The following is an 18,818-nucleotide window of genomic DNA, read 5'->3' on the forward strand; positions in this document are numbered from 1 at the left end:
CGGGTGGATTTCGCTTGTCCGCGGAAGCTCAGGAGAGGCGACGCGCGGCTTGTCCGATACGTCGCTGTATCCGATACATAGATGTATCGTAAAGTCGCGGGCGGTCGCAAGGCTGAACGGCAGGTGTGAAAATCGAGGCGAGGAGGATGGACGTGAGCGATGCTGTGACCACGCGTCGTCGCGACGCGACGCGACAGCGTCTCCTGGATGCCGCCGCCGAGGTCTTCGCCGAGGTCGGGCTGGATGCGGCATCCGTCGAAGCGGTGTGCGAGCGGGCCGGCTTCACGCGTGGCGCGTTCTACTCGAACTTCGAATCGAAGGACGAGCTGTTCCTCGAGCTCGCGCGACGCGTCACCCAGGAGCGTCTCGCCGCGGTGCAGGAGCGCGTCGCGGAACTCGAGAGCGAGGGCACGCTCGAGGTCAGTGCGGACAGCGCCCTCGACATCGTGCAGCGCGTGCTCGACGTCACCGGCGACGACCGCCTCGGGGTGCTGCTGCTGAGCGAGATCCGCATCCGGGCGCTCCGCGATCCTCAGCTGGCGACGGCCTACCTCGCGTGGGACGACGAGCTGCACCGCAGCGTCACGCAGATCGTCGCCGACATCGAGCGATCGAAGGGGCTTCGTCTGCGGGTCCCCGCCGCCGAGGCCGCTCACGTGCTCCTGACGATCTGGGACAGCTCGACCGTCCACGGGACGATGGCGGGCCTGGACTACGACGAGCTGTGCCGTCGCACGAACGCCGACATCGCCCGCGCCGCGACGCTCGTCCTCGACCTGCCCTGAGGGGCGTCACTCCGCGAGCACGGCGTGGCAGCGCGACAGCCGCTGGAGCCACCAGTCCTGCCGGTCCACGGATGCCTCGTGCTCGCGCAGCAGCGCGACATCGGGTGCGACCCGGCCCACCGGGAGAACACCGGCCACCGGCCTCAGCCCGGGGGCGGCGACGTCCGCCGCGAACAGAGCCGCGGTGCCCAGGCCGCAGTCGTAGTCGAGGTCGGGCAGCGCTGCCGCAAGCGCGGCCCCCATCGACAGGCCGACGGATGTGTCGAGCGCGCTCGAGACGACGGCGGGAAGACCGGCGGCCGCCACGATCTCCAGCGCCCGGCGCACCCCGCCGAGCGGCTGCGCCTTCACGACGAGCAGATCGGCCGCGCCCGCGCGGGCGACCGCGAGCGGGTCCGCGGCCTTGCGAACGCTCTCGTCGGCGGCGATCGGCACGCCCATGTAGGTCACCCGGCGGCGCAGCTCGGCGAGCTCCTCGACGGTGCCGCACGGCTGCTCGACGTACTCGAGGTCGAACTCGGCGAGGGCGTGGACGGCGTGCTCGGCCTCGTCGAGATTCCACGCGCCGTTGGCATCGAGCCGCAGTCGGCCCTCGGGGCCCATCGCCGCACGGACGGCGCGCACCCGCGCGACGTCGTCGGCGAGCCTCTGGCCCTGTTCGGCGACCTTGACCTTCGCCGTCCGGCAGCCGTCGTATCGGGCGAGGACGGCGGGGACGGATGCCGCGTCCACGGCGGGCACCGTGGCGTTGACGCGCACCTCGCTCCGCACGGGCGCGGGCTGCGGCATCCATCCGAAGTCGATCGCGGCTGCCAGCCAGGTCGCGGCCTCGCGGTCGTCGTACTCGGCGAAGGGCGAGAACTCCGTCCATCCCTCCGGGCCCTCGAACAGGACAGCCTCCCGCACGTCCACGCCCCGGAAGCGCGTCGCGAGCGGCAGGGCCACGACCCGGGCCGACGCGAGAATCTCGGCGAGCGGGGGAAGGGGGGCGTCCTCGGTCACGCGCCCCATCCTCGCACTCCTGTCTCGCGCCCCTCACCCCCCGGTCGTTGAGCGGGCTCGCGCCCCCCGGTCGTTGAGCGGGCTCGCGCCCCGGTCGTTGAGCGAGCGAAGCGAGACGAAACGCGCCCCAAGATCGCACATCACTGTGCGCTTGCCATTACTGTGCATCACACAGTAAAGTGTGAAGCATGAGCGAGACCGAAGCACTCGAGACCCACCTACAGGAGCTGCGGCGCGGAACCGTCGTCCTCGCGTGCCTGCGTCTGCTGGCGAGCCCCGGGTACGGCTACGGCCTCCTCGAAGACCTCGCCGCGCGCGGCTTCGACACCGACGCAAACACCCTCTATCCCCTGCTCCGCCGCCTCGAGAAGCAGGGCCATCTCGTGAGCGAGTGGAACACCGACGAGGCGCGGCCGCGCAAGTTCTATCGCACCAGCCCCGCGGGCGGCCGCCTGGCCGCGGCTCTCACCGCCGACTTCCACGCCATCTCCGCCGCCGTCGCGGCCCTCCCCGAGAAGGACTGACCATGCACGCCACACTCATCGACCGCTACATCGACGCCGCGATGCGCAGCGTCCCCGAGAAGCAGCGGAGCGACCTCTCGACCGAGCTGCGCGCGTCGATCGACGACCAGGTCGACGCACGGGCCGAGGCCGGCGAGTCGCGCGCCGCCGCGGAACGTGCCGTCCTCACCGAGCTCGGCGATCCCGACAAGCTCGCCGCGGGATATCTCGAGCGCCCGCTCTGGCTCGTCGGCCCCCGGTACTACCTCGACTGGTGGCGGCTGCTCAAGCTGCTGTGGGCGATCGTGCCCGCGTGCGCCGCGTTCGGGGTCGCGCTCGGGCAGACGCTCGCCGGCGCCTCCTTCGGCGAGATCGTGGGCTCGGTGGTGAGCGTCGTGATCTCGGTGATCGTCCACGTCGCGTTCTGGGTGACCCTCGTCTTCGTCATCCTCGAGCGCACGGGCCACGAGACCACCGACCCGAGCCCCTGGACCCCGGACAAGCTCCCCGAGCCGCGCGCCTCGGGCGCGGGATTCGGCGACATGGTCGCGACTCTCGTCTTCCTCGCGATCGGCGCCGGCGTGATCCTGTGGGATCACTTCGTCGGCTGGCCCGTCGGCGACGGCCTGACCCTGCCCTTCCTCGACCCGGGCCTGTGGCCGTGGTGGATCGCGGGCCTGTTCGTGCTGATGGCGGCCGAGGCGGCGCTCGCCGTCGCGGTGTACGCCCGCGGGCGCTGGACGACCGGCCTCGCCTACCTCAACCTCGTGCTCAACGTCGCCATCGCGCTGCCGGCGCTGTGGCTGCTGTCGCAGGGGAGGCTCCTCAACCCGGACTTCTTCCCGACGGTCATCCCCGACGACGGGGCTCAGGTCGGCGGCATCGTCAGCGTCGTCTTCGGGTTCGTGTTCGCGGGCATCGCCGTGTGGGACTCCGTCGACGCCTTCCTCAAGGCGCATCGGGCGCGCTGACCGGATCGGATGCCGCGGCCCCGGGTCGCGGCATCCTCCGGCGCTCTAGGCTTGCGACATGCTCCTCGACACGCCCGTCCGGCTCGGCGTGCAGCTTCAGCCCCAGCATGTCTCGTACGCGCAGCTGCGCGACGCCGTGCTGCGACTGGAGGACGCCGGCGTCGACATCCTCTTCAACTGGGACCACTTCTTCCCCCTGTCGGGCGATCCCGACGGTCTGCACTTCGAGTCGTGGACGATGCTGGGCGCGTGGGCCGAGCAGACCGAGCGCGTGGAGTTCGGCGCGCTGGTCAACTGCAACAGCTACCGCAACGCCGACCTGCAGGCCGACATGGCCCGGACGATCGACCACATCTCGGCGAAGGGCGGTAGTGCCGGCCGCTTCATCTTCGGCACGGGCTCCGGCTGGTTCCAGCGCGACTACGACGAGTACGGCTACGAGTTCGGCACGGCGGGGACGCGGCTGAACGACCTGGCAGAGGGCCTCGAGCGCATCACCCGGCGCTGGGACAGGCTCAATCCGCCCCCCACCCGGCGCATCCCCGTGCTCATCGGCGGGGCGGGGGAGCAGAAGACCCTGCGCCTCGTCGCGCGCCATGCGGACATCTGGCACAGCTTCGTCGCGCCCGAGAAGCTCGCGGACAAGGTCTCGATCATCGAGCGCTGGGGTGACCGGGACGGCTCCGACACGACCGCGATCGTGATCTCGAACGAGCTGCACCGCAACGACACCGAGCACGCGGACGCCCTCTTCGACGCCGGCGTGCGGCTGTTCACGATGGGGTTCCGCGGGCCGGACTACGACTACGAGCGCGTCTCGCGGTGGCTCGCCTGGCGCGACGCCAAGAACGGCGGGGCATGAGCGTCTCGGAGCTCTTCGACGAGAGCGCGTGGACCGCTGCGCCCGGTGCCGACGCCTACACCGACATCACGGCGCACGTGTCCACCGACGGCCGCATCGCCCGCATCGCGTTCGACCGGCCGGAGGTGCGCAACGCCTTCCGTCCGCACACCGTCGACGAGCTGTACCGCGCCCTCGACACGGCTCGGCAGGATCCGAGGATCGGCGTCGTCCTCCTCACCGGGAACGGCCCGAGCCCGAAGGACGGCGGCTGGGCGTTCTGCTCGGGGGGCGACCAGCGCATCCGCGGTCGCGACGGCTATCGGTACGCCGACGGGGACGAGATGGATGCAGCGCGCACCGGACGCCTGCACATCCTCGAGGTGCAGCGGCTCATCCGGTTCATGCCCAAGGTGGTGATCGCCGTGGTGCCCGGCTGGGCGGCCGGGGGAGGGCACTCCCTTCACGTCGTGTGCGACCTCACGATCGCCAGCTCGGAGCACGGGCGCTTCAAGCAGACCGATGCCGATGTCGGCAGCTTCGACGCGGGCTACGGGTCCGCGTACTTCGCGCGACAGATCGGTCAGAAGTTCGCGCGCGAGGTCTTCTTCCTCGCCGAGGAGTACTCCGCGCAGCGCGCCTACGAGATGGGCGCGGTCAACCGCGTCGTGCCCCACGCCGAGCTCGAGACCGAGGCCGTCGCGCTGGCACGGACGATCCTGACGAAGTCGCCGACGGCGATCCGCATGCTCAAGTTCGCCTTCAACGCCGTCGACGACGGACTCGTGGGTCAGCAGGTGTTCGCGGGCGAGGCGACCCGCCTCGCCTACGGCACGGACGAGGCCGTCGAGGGCCGCGACGCGTTCCTGGAGAAGCGCGAGCCCGACTGGGCGCCCTACCCCTGGCAGTACTGAGCACGGCATGAAGCTCCAGCCCGTCGTCGGAGACGACCCGCGCGAGATCCTGCGCGGCCTGCGCTCGGCCATCCACGGCGCCGGTCCCGCCCTCGGCCTCGGGATGGTGCGGGCGATGCCCGAGACCGTCCGCGCGGGGACGGCCGTCGTGGTCACGACCTCGGGCTCGACCGGAGTGCCGAAGAGCGTGGTGCTGAGCCGCGACGCGCTGACCGCGAGCGCGCTGGCGACCGCCGGGCGGATCGGCGAGGGCGCGTGGCTCCTGGCGCTCCCCGCGAGCTATGTCGCGGGGCTTCAGGTGCTCGTGCGGGCCATCGTCGCCGATCGCGAGCCGGCGCTCCTCAGCGGCTCGTTCCGGCCGCGGTCCTTCGCCGCCGCGGCGCTCACGATGACCTCGAGCCGCGGCGGGATCCGGGTGCCGACCTACACGTCGCTGGTTCCGGCGCAGCTGTCCCGACTGCTCGACGCCGCCGACGAGGACGCCACCGTCGCGGCCGCCCTCCGCTCGTTCGAGACGATCCTCGTAGGCGGGCAGGCCCTGCCGCCCGCCGTGCTGGAGCGCGCGCACGCGCTCGGCGCCCGTGTGGTGCGCACGTACGGCTCCACGGAGACGAGCGGCGGGTGCGTCTACGACGGCCGCCCGCTCGACGGTGTCGGCGTGAGGATCATCGACGGCGAGGTGCAGCTGTCGGGCCCGACCCTCGCGGACGGGTACCTGGGCGACTCCGAGAGGACGGATGCCGCGTTCCTTCGCGATGCGGACGGCCGGCGCTGGTACCGCACCGGCGACGCGGGTCTTCTCGAGGACGGGGTTCTGCGGGTGCGGGGCCGCATCGACAACGTCATCGTCTCGGGCGGCATCAACGTCTCGCTCGACCGTGTCGAGCGCATCGTCCGCTCCGTACCGGGTCTGTCGGGCGCTGTCGTCGTCGGGGTGCCCGACGAGACGTGGGGCGAGGCATCCGTGGTCGTCGCCTCCCGCGGCGAAGCGCTCCGTCGCAGCGAGTCCGTGCAGCTCGAAGAGGCCCGGGCGGCCGTCGCCGACGAGATCGGACCGCATGCGCGGCCCGCGCGACTCGTGCTCGTGGACGAGCTCGCCACGCTGCCGTCCGGAAAGCCCGACCGGGAGGCGATCCGCCGCGCCGTCCTCGCGCTGCGCTGAGCCCGGTCAGTCGTCGCGATCCGGATCGCTCGGACGATCGCTCGTGTCGACGACGCAGAAGCGGTTGCCCTCCGTGTCCTCCAGGACGATCCAGTCCGCGTCCTCCGGGTAGTCGTGCCAGCCCACCTCGCGCGCCCCGAGGCCGAGCAGGCGCGCGACCTCTGCGGCCTGGTCGTCGGCGTAGAGGTCGAGGTGGATGCGCGGGGGATAGTGCTGCGGGTACCCCGTCACCGAGAGGGCGATGCTCGCGCCCGGTGCGTCCCAGCTCCGCTTGTAGGGCGGATCGAGCACGACCCAGTCGCTCGACGGCTCGCGGCGGTCGACGTACCCGAGGGCCGCGCGCCAGAAGGCGCCCGCCCGGTCGATGTCCTCCACGGTCAGCACGACGGTGCCCACGCTCAACATGAGGCCAGTGTCGCGCCCCGTGGATGCCGCGGCCACCCCCTTGCGGATCGCTCGCGGCCGAGGCATCCGTCGGCGCAGCGGCGCGGGCTCTATGATGTCCCCTCGTGGCAGGCACCCCCAGCAGGAACCGCAAGCGTCCGGGCCCGAAGAAGCAGGCCCCGCGCGGAAACCCCCAGAAGTCGAACGCGCCCCGCGATCCGCGTCGTGTCGAGAAGGCGACGGCACGCGACTGGATCGGAGGGGCGAGGCTTCGCACGCTTCCCCTCGCCGTCACGCCCGTGCTCATCGGCACGGGTGCCGCGCATCTGGTCGACGGGCAGCTCCACTGGGTGATGGCCCTCTTCTGCCTGATCGTCTCGGTGAGCCTCCAGATCGGCGTCAACTACGCCAACGACTACAGCGACGGCATCCGGGGCACCGACGACCACCGCGTCGGACCCGCCCGCCTGACGGCGTCGGGGAAGGCGAGGCCGCGCACGGTGCTGACCGTGGCGCTGGCCTTCTTCGCGATCGCCGGCCTCGCGGGACTGGCTCTCGTCGTGCGCTCCGGGCAGTACTGGCTCCTCGCGGTGGGCGCCGTCGCGATCCTCGCCGCCTGGTTCTACACCGGCGGCAAGCGCCCGTACGGCTACTACGGGCTCGGCGAGCTCTTCGTCTTCGTCTTCTTCGGGCTGGTGGCCACGGCCGGCACGGCGTACGTCCAGGTGCTCTCGGTGCCGCAGGAGGCCTGGTTCGGCGGCGTCGCGGCGGGTCTCCTCGCGTGCGCGGTGCTCCTGGCCAACAATCTCCGCGACATCGACCAGGACCGCGCCGCGCGCAAACGCACCCTCACGGTGCTCATCGGTCGCCGCGCGACGCAGTGGCTGTTCACGCTGTTCGTGCTCGTGCCGTTCGGGATCGCGGCGTTCCTGGCGCTGTTCTATCCGATCGCATGGCTGACGCTGCTCGCCCTCCTCGCCGCGCTGCCGGCGATCCTCATCGTCTGGACCTACCGGGTGCCGAAGGAGCTCCTCGTCGCGCTCGCCCTGACGTCTCTGACGTCGATCGCCTACGGCGCGATCCTCTTCTGGGCCTTCCTCGGCTGATCTCTACGCTCCTCGTGGGCTCGGGGTCGTCCCCTCCTCTCGTCGCTTCGCTCCTCGCTCGGGGACCGGAGCGGGGTGTTCACCCTCCCCGTCGCGCGGGCGGGCCCACCCCCGGTCCCCGAGCGGAGCCCATCCCGGTCCCCGAGCGAGCGGAGCGAGACGAGGGGACGACGCCTGACCGCGCGCCACTCGTTCCCGAACCACGAGCCGCGCGTGGACCCGTCAGGCGTCGTCGGCGCTCGCCGGGCGGGCCGCGTCGGCGGCGGCATCCTCGACGTCCTCGTCCTTGACCGCGTCCGCGCGGCGCACGCGCTGCCGGCGCTCGGCGAGGCCCGAGCTGACGTCGTCGAGGGGACGACGGAGGAAGAGGAGCGACAGGCTCAGGCCGATGAGCGCGGCGAAGATGGCGGCCAGCCAGTACAGCTCGCGGAAGACCGGGAAGAGCATCAGGATGCCGAACGGCACCAGGAACGCCAGGAGCCGCAGCACCGTGTACAGGATCGCGGACCGGGCTTTCACCACCTCATCGTAATTCGGCAGCGACGAGGGCTGGTCACCGTTCGGTTACTCCCACGCCATGTCCAGCCCGCGCGCCTAGGATGGAGACGTGGTGCGCGGACTGCTGATTCTGGCTCTGGTGGCGACCGCGTTCTGGGTCTTCACCATCGTCGACTGCGCCGTGCAGCCGGCGAACCGGCACCGCGGCGTGAGCAAGCCCGTCTGGGTGCTCATCGTGGTGCTGCTGCCCGTGCTCGGCGGCATCCTCTGGCTCATCGTGGGGCGCGTGCGGGCGAGCTCGATCGCCGCGCGCCGGGCCCCCGACGACGACCCCGAGTTCCTCGGCCGCATCGGCACGATCAGCGATCAGGACGAGCGCATCCGTCGCCTCGAGGAGGAGCTGGCCCAGCTCGACGCGGAGGACGACGACCCGAAGTGGAAGCCGCCCGCCGCGCCGGCGTCCGGAGCCGCCGCCACCACGCCGGACGAGTCCGCGGCGCCGAGCGAGCCGACGGGCCTCGGAACCGGGCCGGACGACGACGACACTCGCGGACAGCGCGGGGCCGTCGGCTGACGTGGATCCCGAGGCCGACGGCGAGCGCCTCGCCGAGACCGCGGGTGAGCCTGCGCACGATCCCCGGCAGCTGGCGTCACCGGCGACGGATGCCGCGGCCGCCCTCCTCGCGGCGCTGGTCGAGCGGGGAGTCGGCCACGTCGTCCTGAGCCCCGGTTCGCGCTCGCAGGCGCTGGCCCTCGTCGCCGCGGAGCTCGAGCGCCGCGGCGCGCTCTCGCTGCACGTGCGCCTCGACGAGCGGGTGGCCGGATTCACGGCTCTCGGAATAGGTCGCGAGACGCGGATGCCGGCGGTCGTCGTGTGCACGTCCGGCACCGCCGCCGCGAACCTGCTGCCCGCGGCCCTCGAGGCCCACCACGCCGGCGTGCCGCTTCTGCTCCTCACCGCCGACCGCCCGCCGGAGCTGCGCGGGGTCGGTGCGAACCAGACGACGCGCCAGCCTGGGATGTTCGCACCCAGTGCGCGTTGGGAGGCGGATCTGCCGGTCCCCGAGGAGACGGACCTCGAGGGCGGGGGGCCGCAGAGTCTTCTCCTGCGGGAAGTGGCCGCGCAGGCCGTCGCCGCCGCGCTCGGCGAGGGCACGCGCTCGTCGGGCCCGGTGCATCTCAATCTGCCCTTCCGGGAGCCGCTCGCGGGCGACCTGCCCCCGTGGCTCGCGGTGCCCGGCGCCGAGCTGACGGTCGGGACCCTCGACGATCCCGACGGTGCGCCGATCGACGCCGCGCAGGCCGACGACCCGTCCGGCGCGCTGTATCAGGGCGGCGGCGGCATCGGCGAGTCCGACCTCCCCATCGAACCCGACGGCCGGCCGCACGTCCTGCTGCGCGGGCCCCGCACGGTCGTGCTCGCGGGGGCCGATGCGGGTCCGGAGGCCGAGGAGCTGGCACACGCCGGAGGGTGGCCGCTCATCGCCGAGGTCGTCAGCGGCGCGCGGTTCGGACGTCAGCTCGTGCACGGCTACCGCGACCTCCTGCGCGACCCGGAGCTCGGCGGTCGCATCGAGCGCGTCGTCGTGCTGGGGCACCCCACCCTCAGCCGGGAGACCGCCGGGCTGCTCGCCGACTCCGGCGTCGAGGTGTTCGCCCTCCGCGGGCCCGGCGAGCCCCTCAACCTCAACGGCGCGACGACGCCTCTCGACGCCGTCGGGGTCGAGGCCGGCGAGGTCGATCGTGAGTGGCTGGGGCGATGGCTGCGCGCTTCGCGCGAGGCATCCGTCGATCTCTCCCCCTCGGCTCCCGACGCCGACGGTCTCTCCTCGGCGGTGCCCGCGGAGCGCCTCGGTGCGATCGCCGCGGAGCTCGGCGCCATTCGCGCGCCGATCGACCGGCCGACCCTCGTCGACGCGGTCTGGCGCGCGACCTGGCCGCACGATCGCCTGATGTTCGGGTCGTCCCGACTCGTCCGCGTCGCCGACGCGGTGGTCGGGGGCAAGAAGATCCCCGTCCACGCGAATCGGGGGCTCGCGGGCATCGACGGCACCCTCGCGACCGCGATCGGCATCGCGCTGGCGAGCCAGGCGGACGGCAGGCCCGGTGTCACGCGGGTGCTGCTGGGCGACCTCGCCTTCCTGCACGACGTGGGCGCGATGCTCCTCGCGCCGGGCGAGCCCGAGCCGCGCGTGCAGGTGATCGTCGGCAACGACGGAGGCGGCACGATCTTCGACGGGCTCGAGGTCGCGCAGGTGGCGGAGCGCGATGCGATGGACCGCGTGCTCTACACGCCGCACGCCGTATCGCTCGAGGATCTCGCGCACGCCTACGGCTGGCGGTACTCCCGCTGCACGACCCGCAGCGAGCTCGACCAGGCCCTCACCTCTCCCGTCGCCGGTCGGCAGCTCGTCGAGGTGCCGCTGCCGCGGTGAGCCGCGGCATCCCGAGCACGGCGACGAGCACTCCGCAAACTCTCGTGCGCGCGAGCGACCTCGGCCAAGATGAACCCATGACGGCGACGAGTCAGAAGAACTGGGTCGGGGAGCCCTCCGAGCTGCTTCGTGTGGGGGAGGGATTCCGGCTCGCCGACGTCGATCCGTCGTCGACGCCGGGATACGACGGCGGCAAGAAGACCGCGCAGGAGGACCTGGAGTCGGGAGCGGCGGAGCTCGACGAACTGCAGGAGCGCCTCTTCGCCGAGAGCCGGTCGGAGGCGACGAACGCCTCGGTGCTGCTCGTGCTGCAGGCGATGGACTCGGCCGGGAAGGGCGGCATCATCCGCCACGTCGTGGGATCGGTCGACCCGCAGGGCGTCGCACTCGCCGCCTTCAAGAAGCCCACCGCAGAAGAGCTCGCCCACGACTTCCTGTGGCGGATCGAGAAGCGGCTCCCCGAACCCGGATTCATCGGCGTGTTCGACAGGTCGCACTACGAGGACGTGCTGATCGGCCGCGTACGCAGTCTCGCCGGTGCCGATGAGATCGAGCGGCGCTACGGCGCGATCAACGAGTTCGAGAAGCGCGTGTCGGAGCGGGGGACGCGCACCATCAAGGTCATGCTGCACATCTCGCCCGACGAGCAGCGCGAGCGCCTCATGGAGCGGCTGGAACGGCCGGACAAGCACTGGAAGTACAACCCGGGCGACGTGGACGAGCGTGCCCTGTGGCCGAAGTACATGGACGCCTATCAGCTCGTCTTCGAGCGCACCTCGACGCCATGGGCGCCGTGGCACGTCGTGCCCGCGAACAGCAAGTGGTACGCACGCATCGCCGTCCAGGCGCTCCTTCTCGAGGCGCTCGAGAGGATCGACCCGCAGTGGCCCGCCGCGACGTTCGACGTCGAGGCCGAGAAGGCGCGGCTCGCCGCAAGCTGAGGCTGCCCGTCAGACCGTGCCGCGCGCGGCCCAGGCCGTCGCGCTCACGGTGAAGGGCCCGGCGCCGAGGGCTTCGAACGCGCGGGCACGCACGCGGCCGATCCCGTCGTCGTCGAGACCCTCGAGCGCGTCCGCGATCGTCCCCGTACCGTGGGTCTGCAGCCGCCACCACTCCTCGAAGTCGGCGTACTCCACCGTGACGGATAGCGCCGTCTCGCTCACCCCCGCGCACCCGGCCTTCTCCAGCAGCGCCGCGAGGTCGCCCGCCCGTGTGCCCGCGCGTCCCGCCAGGCCCATGGACGACCCTGTCTCCGCCCGCGCGGCGCGCGCGAACAGCGAGAAGGGCGCGCGCTCGTTCTCGAGGTCCCACACGCACAATGCCACGACGCCGCCGCGCCGCGTGACGCGCACCATCTCGCGCGCGCCGGCCGCGGCATCCGTCATGAAATGCACGACGAGCTCCGCCAGCGCCGCGACGAACACGTCGTCGTCGAAGGGGAGATCCTCCGCTGTCCCGTGTCGGATGTCGGCGTAGCGGAAGCGCTCGGCGGTCGACCGGACGAAGGAGTGCGACGGGTCGACGCCGGCGACCTCCGCGACGCCGTACCGCCGCGCGAGAACCGCGGTCAGGGCGCCCGTTCCGCAGCCGACGTCGAGCACCCGCCCGCCCTCGGGCGGATCCACCCACCTCACGAACTCCTCCGCGAGCGGGATGGAGAAGCGTCCCATGTAGGCGTCGTACACCGCTGCCGGCACTTCGAACGACATGCGCGCGAGTGTAGGCCCGGCCGCGCCGCGCCGAAAGGTGCATTGCCCGGCGAGGTACGGTATTCGGCTCCTGCAGGAGGTCCCGACGCCCGGGCGTCAGCCGGGCGTCACGCCAGAGCGTCAGCCGGACGTCACGCCAGAGCGTCGACGATCGGCCGGAACTTGACCCTCGTCTCGAGCAGCTCGGTCTCGGGATCGCTCCCGGCGACGATGCCCGCCCCGGCGTGCGCGACGACGGGGATCGTGCCGGTGCTCGTCGGCGTCCCGCCCACCTGCACGCAGCGCAGCGCGATCGCCCACTCGCCGTCGCCGTTCGCGTCGACCCACCCGACCGGACCCGCGTAGCGACCACGGTCGAACGGCTCGAGCCGGCGGATCACCTCGATCGCGGCATCCGTCGGGGTGCCGGCGACCGCCGCCGTGGGATGCAGCGCCGCGACGAGGTCGAGCGCCGACGCGTGGTCGGCGAGATCCCCCGCGACGTCCGTGGCGAGGTGCCAGAGGTTGGGCAGCTCGAGCGCGAACGGCTCGTCGTCCGCGCGGAGGGCGGTCGTGAGCGGACTCAGCGCGTCGATCACGCTCTGCACCGCGTAGCGGTGCTCGTCGAGGTCTTTCGCGCTGTGGGCGAGGGCGACGGATGCCTCGGCATCCCCGCCTGCGTCGGTCCCGCGCGGGAAGGTGCCCGCCAGCACCCGTGCCGTCACGGTACCCCCCGACACCGTCACGAGCGTCTCGGGGCTCGCGCCGATGAGCCCGTCGACGGCGTACGTCCAGGTGTCGGGGTAGCCCGACGCGAGGGCCCGGACGAGGCGCCGCAGGTCGGCGCCCGCCGGCACCGTGCCCACGAGGTCGCGCGCGAGCACGACCTTGTCCACGTCGTTCGCCGCGATGGCGTCCAGCGCGGCCCGGACGGCCGCCTGGTAGCCGGCCGGATCGAGGGCACCGGGGCCGAGCGTCCCCGACCAGTACGGCCCGTAGGGGACGAGCTCGAGCGGCGCCTCCTCCGTCTCGGCGCCGAGGGTGCGCACGCGGGTGATCCACGCCCGGCCGCCGCGGCGCCCGACGACGGCCTCGGGCGCGACGAGCCGGCTCCGCGACGCCGATAGGGCGTCGAAGGCGAACGCGCCGAACGCCACGAGGCCCGTGCCGGGAAGGCGCACGGGATCATCGACGTCGGCGGCAGCGGCGATGGCGCGCCACGCCTCGGCGGCGGATGCCCCGGCTCGCCCGACCGTCTCGTAGGCCGCCGCGGCGCGCCCGACGCCCACGATGCCGTCGCCGCGGCGCAGCCACGCGAGCGGCGAATCGGGGTGCGTGAAGGCGAGCGGATCACGATCCGGGTCGATCTCCCGGGTCTCGACCACCAGGCGCGGCGGGCGGAGGGGGTCGGTCACGACTCAAGCCTAGACTCGCCTCGTGACCGAAGACTCCCGCCCGGACCGCCCCCAGCCCGGTACCCGGGTCACGTTCCGCTGGCGCAAGTGGGACGGCGGTCCGCACTGGATGCACGAGTGCGTCTACCTCGGTGCCGACCAGTGGGGGGACTGGTTCGGCCAGCCCAGGGGATGGCGCAGCTCGCGACCGGGGCGGGACTTCCCCGCGGAGGCGGACAACGTCACGCTCCTTCCGCCCAGCGGCGACTTCACCGCGACCTTCAACGCCCCGCCCGCGACCTACCGGATCTACATCGACATCGCGTGGGACGTGCGCTGGCAGGGGCACGAGCCCACCGGCATCGACATGGACCTCGACGTCGTCGATGCCCGCGACGGACGGGGCATCTGGATCGACGACCGCGACGAGTGGGACGATCACCGGGTCGCATACGGCTACCCCCTCGACCTCGTCGCACGGCTCGAGGCGCTCGCCGTCGACCTCGAGCAGAGGGTCATCGCCCACGATGCCCCCTTCGACGACGGGACGGCGGCGGCGTGGCACGCGCGCCTCGACGCCCTCGGCTCGGTCGTATCCGAGGCCGCCGGGCCGACCGTATCCGGGGCCGTCGGGCCGGTCGGGCCGGACTCCCTCGGGCCGGTCGCGCCCGACGCCTAGACTCGACGCGTGACCCCGAGCTCCGCCGACCACGAGCCCAACCGCGCCGACCTCGGCAAGGACCCGCGGCGCGTGAGCGGCATGTTCGACCAGGTCGCGAAGGGCTACGACCGCACGAACACGGTCCTGAGCCTCGGCAACGACCAGCTCTGGCGGGTCGCGACCACCCGCGCGGTCGCTCCGCGTCCGGGACAGCGCATCCTCGACCTCGCGGCGGGGACAGGCGCCTCGAGCGTGAGCCTGGCCAAGAGCGGAGCCGACGTCGTCGCGGCCGACTTCTCGCCGGGCATGATCGCGGAGGGCCGGCGGCGGCACCGAGGCATCCCGAACCTGTCTTTCGTCGAGGCCGACGCGACGGCGCTGCCGTTCTCGGACGGCGAGTTCGACGCGGTCACGATGTCGTTCGGCCTGCGCAACGTGAACGAGCCGAGGACGGCGCTGGCCGAACTGCTCCGCGTGACCAGGCCCGGCGGTCGGCTGGTGATCTGCGAGTTCTCCCACCCGCCGTCGCGGAGCTTCAACGGGCTCTACCGCTTCTACAACGACCGCATCCTCCCTTCGGTCGCGAAGGCCGTCAGCTCGAACGCCGAGGCGTACGACTACCTCAACGAGTCGATCAAGGAGTGGCCCGACCAGCGCACGCTGTCGGGGTGGATCCGTCAGGCCGGATGGGCGGATGTCGCGTACCGCAACCTGTCGTTCGGCATCGTCGCGCTGCATCGCGCGCGCAAGCCGGCTCCGTCTCGCTGACGAGAGAACCCCCGGCGCCGCGGAACGCGCGCAACGCCCGCCCGGTAGGCTGGACGCGTGACTCCCTCAGCGCCGGGCTCGCGTCTTGCGAGCAAGCTGGGCCTCACCGACCGCGTCTTCGCCGGCCCGAGGTCTCGCCGGCTCCTCTCGACGGTCGAGGCGGGGCTCGAGCGGGTCGACGCCACGCTGCGTGACGAGCTGCACGTCTCCGACCAGCTCGCCGACACCACGAGCCGCTACCTCTACGAGGCGGGCGGCAAGCGCGTGCGCCCGATGCTCGCCCTGCTGGCGGCGCAGCTCGGCAAGGGCACGACCGACGCGGTCATCGAGGGGGCGACGGCGCTCGAGATGACGCACCTCGGCTCGCTCTACCACGACGACGTGATGGATGCCGCCGACAAGCGCCGCGGAGTCCCCAGCGCCCACGCAGTGTGGGGCAACAGCATCGCGATCCTCACGGGCGACCTCCTCTTCTCGCGCGCGAGCCAGATCATGGCCCGCCAGGGCGACCGCGCGATCCGCCTGCAGTCCGACACCTTCGAGCGCCTCGTGCTCGGGCAGATGCACGAGACCGTCGGCCCGCAGGAGGGCGAGGACCCGGTCGACTTCTACCTCCAGGTGCTGTCCGACAAGACCGGCTCGCTGATCGCGGCGGCTGCGCAGTCGGGCGTCATCTTCAGCGGCGGCGCGGAGGAGTTCGAGCAGCCGATGTTCGTCTTCGGTGAGAAGGCGGGAGTCGCCTTCCAGCTGCTCGACGACGTCATCGACCTCTCCGCAGACCCCGACGAGACGGGCAAGGTGCCCGGCACCGACCTGCGCGCGGGCGTGCCGACGATGCCGTACCTGCTGCTCAGCCGCCGCGAGGACGAGGCATCCGTCTCCCTCCGCGAGCGGATCGACGAGGGTGTCGCGCGGATCGCCGACGGCGCCGACCCGGCGCTGCTCGACGAGCCCCTCGCCCGGCTACGCGAACACGACGCGACGCGCGCGACGCTCGACCTCGCCCACGCGTGGTCACGCGAGGCCATCGACGCGCTCGCCCCGATTCCCGACGGCCCGGTGCGCGAGGCGCTCACGCGGTTCGCCCAGGCCGTCGCCGACCGCTCGAGCTGAGCCGGACCGCTCCCGCCGTGCCCCGAAGGGCGGCCTCGGCCGAGCACCAGAAAGGATGCACATGACCAAGCTCCGACTCGCCATCGTCGGCGCGGGCCCCGCCGGCATCTACGCGGCCGACATCCTGCTGAAGGCCGAGCGCAAGTTCGACGTGTCGATCGACCTGTTCGAGCAGCTCCCCGCCCCCTACGGCCTCGTCCGCTACGGCGTCGCGCCCGACCACCCCCGGATCAAGGGCATCATCACGGCCCTCCGCGAAGTGCTCGATCGCGGCGACATCCGCATCTTCGGCAACGTCCGCTTCGGCGAGGACATCACCCTCGAGGATCTCAAGCGCCACTACAACGCGGTGATCTTCGCGACGGGAGCGGTCCACGACGCCGACCTCGACATCCCGGGCATCCGCGCTGAAGGGTCTTACGGCGCCGCCGACTTCGTCAGCTGGTTCGACGGGCATCCCGACGTGCCGCGCGAATGGCCTCTCGACGCGGCATCCGTCGCGGTCATCGGCAACGGCAACGTCGCGCTCGACATCTCGCGCATGCTCGCCAAGCACGCGGAGGACCTCCTGCCGACCGAGATCCCCGACAATGTCCACGCCGGCCTCGCCGCCTCCCGCGTCACCGACGTGCACGTCTTCGGCCGCCGCGGACCGGCGCAGGTCAAGTTCACGCCGCTCGAGCTGCGGGAGCTCGGCGAGCTGCGCGACGTCGACATGGTGGTCTACGACGAGGACTTCGACTACGACGACGCCTCCCGCGCCGCGATCGCGAGCAACAAGCAGGTCATGGTCATCGACCGCGTGCTGCAGTCGTGGCGCAAGCGCGACTCGGTCAACAACGCCGGGGGCTCGGCATCCCGTCGCCTGCACCTGCACTTCTACGCCAAGCCCCTCGAGGTGGTGACGGATGCCGCGGGCCGCGTGTCGGCCTTCCGGTGGGAGCGCACGCGACCCGACGGCGAGGGCGGCGTCGCGGGCACGGGTGAGATCCGCGAGATTCCCGTGCAGGCCGTCTACCGCGCCGTCGGCTACTTCGGCTCGCCGCTGCCGGGCGTCCCGTTCGACAAGCGCCACGGCGTCATCCCGAACCACGAGGGTCAGGTGCTGCGCAAGGACTCCAACGAGCGCGTGCCCGGCGTCTACGCGACGGGGTGGATCAAGCGCGGCCCCGTGGGCCTCATCGGCCACACCAAGTCCGACGCGATGGAGACGATCCGCCACCTCATCAACGACCAGGGGTCGTGGTGGCAGCCCGCCGACCCGTCGGAGGAGGCGATCCCCGCCCTCCTGGCCTCGCGGGGCGTGATCTGGACCGACCTCGACGGCTGGCACCGCCTCGACAACCACGAGGTGGAGCTCGGCCGTCCGCACGGCCGGGCCCGCATCAAGGTCGTGCCGCGCGACGAGATGGTCTCGATCTCCCGCGACTGAGCGCTCCGCGTCGTCGGTCGGAGGATCCGCCCTGCGTCGGACGATTCCCGCGGATTCCTCCGACGTCGGCGCGAATCTCCGACGTTCGCGAGGTTCGCGGCGCTCCCGAGGTTCGCGGGGTCCCGAGCGGCCGGGGGACGGATGCCGCGCCCCGCGGCGCCCTCGTAGGCTGAGCCGCATGACGGGGGAGTGGCGCGCAGACATCCTCGGCGACGGCTTCGAGCAGCTCGTCCTGCCCCTCGGCGAGGACGATGAGGGGCCGCTGGTCGCGACGCTGGTGCGCAGCATCCCGAATTCCCTGCGCGTGCTCACGGGACCCTTCCGCGACCTCGACGTCCTGTCGCTGCACGGCTGGTCGGACTACTTCTTCCAACCCGATGTCGCCCGCAGGTGGACGGAGCTGGGCGCGCACTTCTACGCCCTCGACCTGCGCAAGTACGGCCGGAGCCTCCGCGAGGGGCAGACCCCGGGCTACATCACCGACCTCGCCGATTACGACGCCGACATCGGGGCGGCGCTCGCGGCGATCGGCCACCGCCGCGGCCGGCGGCTCGTGCTCGTCGGGCATTCGACGGGCGGTCTCACCCTGTCGCTGTGGGCGGCGCGCAATCCCGGCCGCGCGGCCGCGCTGGTGCTCAACAGCCCCTGGCTCGAGCTGCAGCTCGGCGCGATGGGCCGGCAGGCGCTCGCACCGCTCGTCCAGGCGCGCGCCCGCTGGGAGCCGCGCGGCCAGCAGGCGGCCGTCGATCTCGGCTTCTACACGCGCGCGCAGCGCGAAGTCGGCGCCCTTCCGGCGCCCGGGTATCGCAGCCGGTGGCGGCCGGAATTCGGATTCGCGACGCACCCCGCGTGGCTCGCGGCGATCCTCGAGGGACACCGGACGATCGCGTCCGGCATCGAGGTCGGATGCCCCGCTCTCGTGCTGCTGTCGGCGCGCTCGTCCGTGCAGCTGACGTGGCGGGACGAGATGACGTCGTCGGACTCGGTGCTCGTCGTCGACGAGATCGCCCGTGCCGCGACCCGACTCGGGCGCGACGTGACGATCGCGCGCATCGACGGAGCGCTGCACGACGTGTTCCTCTCGCGTCCCGAACCCCGCGAGGCGGCATGGCGCGCCGTGGAGCTGTGGCTCGCGCGCGGCGCCCTCGACCGGAGGTGACC

General features: G+C 72.4%; 20 protein-coding genes. 15 read left to right on the forward strand and 5 right to left on the reverse strand.

Features of this window, described 5'->3' with window-relative positions:
- The first annotated feature begins 152 nt into the window (after positions 1–152).
- Positions 153–785, forward strand: coding sequence for a TetR/AcrR family transcriptional regulator (locus EV279_RS06830; RefSeq protein ID WP_243728464.1), 633 nt, complete (start codon positions 153–155; stop codon positions 783–785).
- Positions 786–791: 6 nt separating this feature from the next.
- Here EV279_RS06830 and EV279_RS06835 read toward each other — a convergent pair whose 3' ends face one another.
- Positions 792–1,787, reverse strand: a complete 996-nt coding sequence (locus EV279_RS06835; RefSeq protein WP_243728465.1) for an o-succinylbenzoate synthase — start codon at positions 1,785–1,787, stop codon at positions 792–794.
- 188 nt (positions 1,788–1,975) lie between these two features.
- Between EV279_RS06835 and EV279_RS06840 the strand changes: the two genes are divergently transcribed.
- From EV279_RS06840 to EV279_RS06860, 5 genes are read left to right on the forward strand one after another with little or no spacing between them, the layout of a single operon-like run.
- Positions 1,976–2,311, forward strand: coding sequence for a helix-turn-helix transcriptional regulator (locus EV279_RS06840; RefSeq protein ID WP_133542109.1), 336 nt, complete (start codon positions 1,976–1,978; stop codon positions 2,309–2,311).
- 2 nt (positions 2,312–2,313) lie between these two features.
- A complete protein-coding gene (locus EV279_RS06845) occupies positions 2,314–3,261 on the forward strand; it encodes a permease prefix domain 1-containing protein (protein ID WP_166644479.1) in 948 nt (315 codons plus the stop codon).
- A gap of 58 nt (positions 3,262–3,319) precedes the next feature.
- The gene (locus tag EV279_RS06850; RefSeq protein WP_133542110.1) at positions 3,320–4,123 is read left to right on the forward strand and encodes an LLM class F420-dependent oxidoreductase; all 804 of its coding nucleotides are present in this window, start codon (positions 3,320–3,322) and stop codon (positions 4,121–4,123) included.
- Positions 4,120–5,016 (forward strand): 1,4-dihydroxy-2-naphthoyl-CoA synthase, encoded by an 897-nt coding sequence (locus EV279_RS06855; protein ID WP_133542111.1) that lies wholly within the window; start codon positions 4,120–4,122, stop codon positions 5,014–5,016. Before EV279_RS06850 ends, EV279_RS06855 begins: the two co-directional genes overlap by 4 nt.
- A 7-nt stretch (positions 5,017–5,023) precedes the next feature.
- Positions 5,024–6,178, forward strand: coding sequence for an AMP-binding protein (locus EV279_RS06860; RefSeq protein ID WP_133542112.1), 1,155 nt, complete (start codon positions 5,024–5,026; stop codon positions 6,176–6,178).
- 6 nt (positions 6,179–6,184) lie between these two features.
- Here EV279_RS06860 and EV279_RS06865 read toward each other — a convergent pair whose 3' ends face one another.
- Entirely contained in the window at positions 6,185–6,583 is a 399-nt protein-coding gene (locus EV279_RS06865; protein WP_133542113.1) for a VOC family protein, read from the reverse strand.
- Positions 6,584–6,687: 104 nt separating this feature from the next.
- On the opposite strand from EV279_RS06865, the gene EV279_RS06870 reads away from it, so the two are divergent.
- Positions 6,688–7,668: a 1,4-dihydroxy-2-naphthoate polyprenyltransferase gene (locus tag EV279_RS06870; RefSeq protein WP_133542114.1), complete on the forward strand. Its 981-nt coding sequence runs from the start codon at positions 6,688–6,690 to the stop codon at positions 7,666–7,668.
- Between the two features lie 222 nt (positions 7,669–7,890).
- Here EV279_RS06870 and EV279_RS06875 read toward each other — a convergent pair whose 3' ends face one another.
- Positions 7,891–8,187 (reverse strand): DUF4229 domain-containing protein, encoded by a 297-nt coding sequence (locus EV279_RS06875; protein ID WP_133542115.1) that lies wholly within the window; start codon positions 8,185–8,187, stop codon positions 7,891–7,893.
- A gap of 88 nt (positions 8,188–8,275) precedes the next feature.
- On the opposite strand from EV279_RS06875, the gene EV279_RS06880 reads away from it, so the two are divergent.
- The 3 genes from EV279_RS06880 to EV279_RS06890 all read left to right on the forward strand — a co-directional run bounded on the left by EV279_RS06880 (position 8,276) and on the right by EV279_RS06890 (position 11,542).
- Positions 8,276–8,740 (forward strand): PLDc N-terminal domain-containing protein, encoded by a 465-nt coding sequence (locus EV279_RS06880; protein ID WP_133542116.1) that lies wholly within the window; start codon positions 8,276–8,278, stop codon positions 8,738–8,740.
- Between the two features lie 70 nt (positions 8,741–8,810).
- Positions 8,811–10,601 carry a 2-succinyl-5-enolpyruvyl-6-hydroxy-3-cyclohexene-1-carboxylic-acid synthase gene (gene menD, locus EV279_RS06885; protein ID WP_133544699.1) on the forward strand — a complete coding sequence of 597 codons (1,791 nt, stop codon included), beginning with the start codon at positions 8,811–8,813 and terminating at the stop codon, positions 10,599–10,601.
- A gap of 77 nt (positions 10,602–10,678) precedes the next feature.
- Positions 10,679–11,542 (forward strand): polyphosphate kinase 2 family protein, encoded by an 864-nt coding sequence (locus EV279_RS06890; protein ID WP_133542117.1) that lies wholly within the window; start codon positions 10,679–10,681, stop codon positions 11,540–11,542.
- A 9-nt stretch (positions 11,543–11,551) separates the two neighbouring features.
- Here EV279_RS06890 and EV279_RS06895 read toward each other — a convergent pair whose 3' ends face one another.
- Complete coding sequence (locus tag EV279_RS06895; protein WP_133542118.1) at positions 11,552–12,310, reverse strand: class I SAM-dependent methyltransferase; 759 nt, start codon at positions 12,308–12,310, stop codon at positions 11,552–11,554.
- A 131-nt stretch (positions 12,311–12,441) separates the two neighbouring features.
- A complete protein-coding gene (locus EV279_RS06900) occupies positions 12,442–13,674 on the reverse strand; it encodes an isochorismate synthase (RefSeq protein ID WP_133544701.1) in 1,233 nt (410 codons plus the stop codon).
- 52 nt (positions 13,675–13,726) lie between these two features.
- Here EV279_RS06900 and EV279_RS06905 point away from each other — a divergent pair, with 52 nt between their 5' ends.
- The 5 genes from EV279_RS06905 (at position 13,727) to EV279_RS06925 (ending at position 18,816) form a co-directional block, all read left to right on the forward strand.
- Positions 13,727–14,362, forward strand: a complete 636-nt coding sequence (locus tag EV279_RS06905; RefSeq protein ID WP_243728466.1) for a DUF402 domain-containing protein — start codon at positions 13,727–13,729, stop codon at positions 14,360–14,362.
- A 9-nt stretch (positions 14,363–14,371) separates the two neighbouring features.
- On the forward strand, positions 14,372–15,112 hold the full coding sequence (locus EV279_RS06910) for a demethylmenaquinone methyltransferase (RefSeq protein WP_133542119.1): 741 nt from the start codon (positions 14,372–14,374) through the stop codon (positions 15,110–15,112).
- A gap of 57 nt (positions 15,113–15,169) precedes the next feature.
- Complete coding sequence (locus EV279_RS06915) at positions 15,170–16,225, forward strand: polyprenyl synthetase family protein (RefSeq protein ID WP_133542120.1); 1,056 nt, start codon at positions 15,170–15,172, stop codon at positions 16,223–16,225.
- Between the two features lie 61 nt (positions 16,226–16,286).
- Positions 16,287–17,657: an FAD-dependent oxidoreductase gene (locus tag EV279_RS06920; protein WP_133542121.1), complete on the forward strand. Its 1,371-nt coding sequence runs from the start codon at positions 16,287–16,289 to the stop codon at positions 17,655–17,657.
- A gap of 178 nt (positions 17,658–17,835) precedes the next feature.
- Positions 17,836–18,816: an alpha/beta hydrolase gene (locus tag EV279_RS06925; RefSeq protein WP_133542122.1), complete on the forward strand. Its 981-nt coding sequence runs from the start codon at positions 17,836–17,838 to the stop codon at positions 18,814–18,816.
- The last annotated feature ends 2 nt before the right edge of the window (positions 18,817–18,818 follow it).

The sequence above is a fragment of the Microbacterium sp. BK668 genome, assembly GCF_004362195.1.
GTDB lineage: Bacteria > Actinomycetota > Actinomycetes > Actinomycetales > Microbacteriaceae > Microbacterium.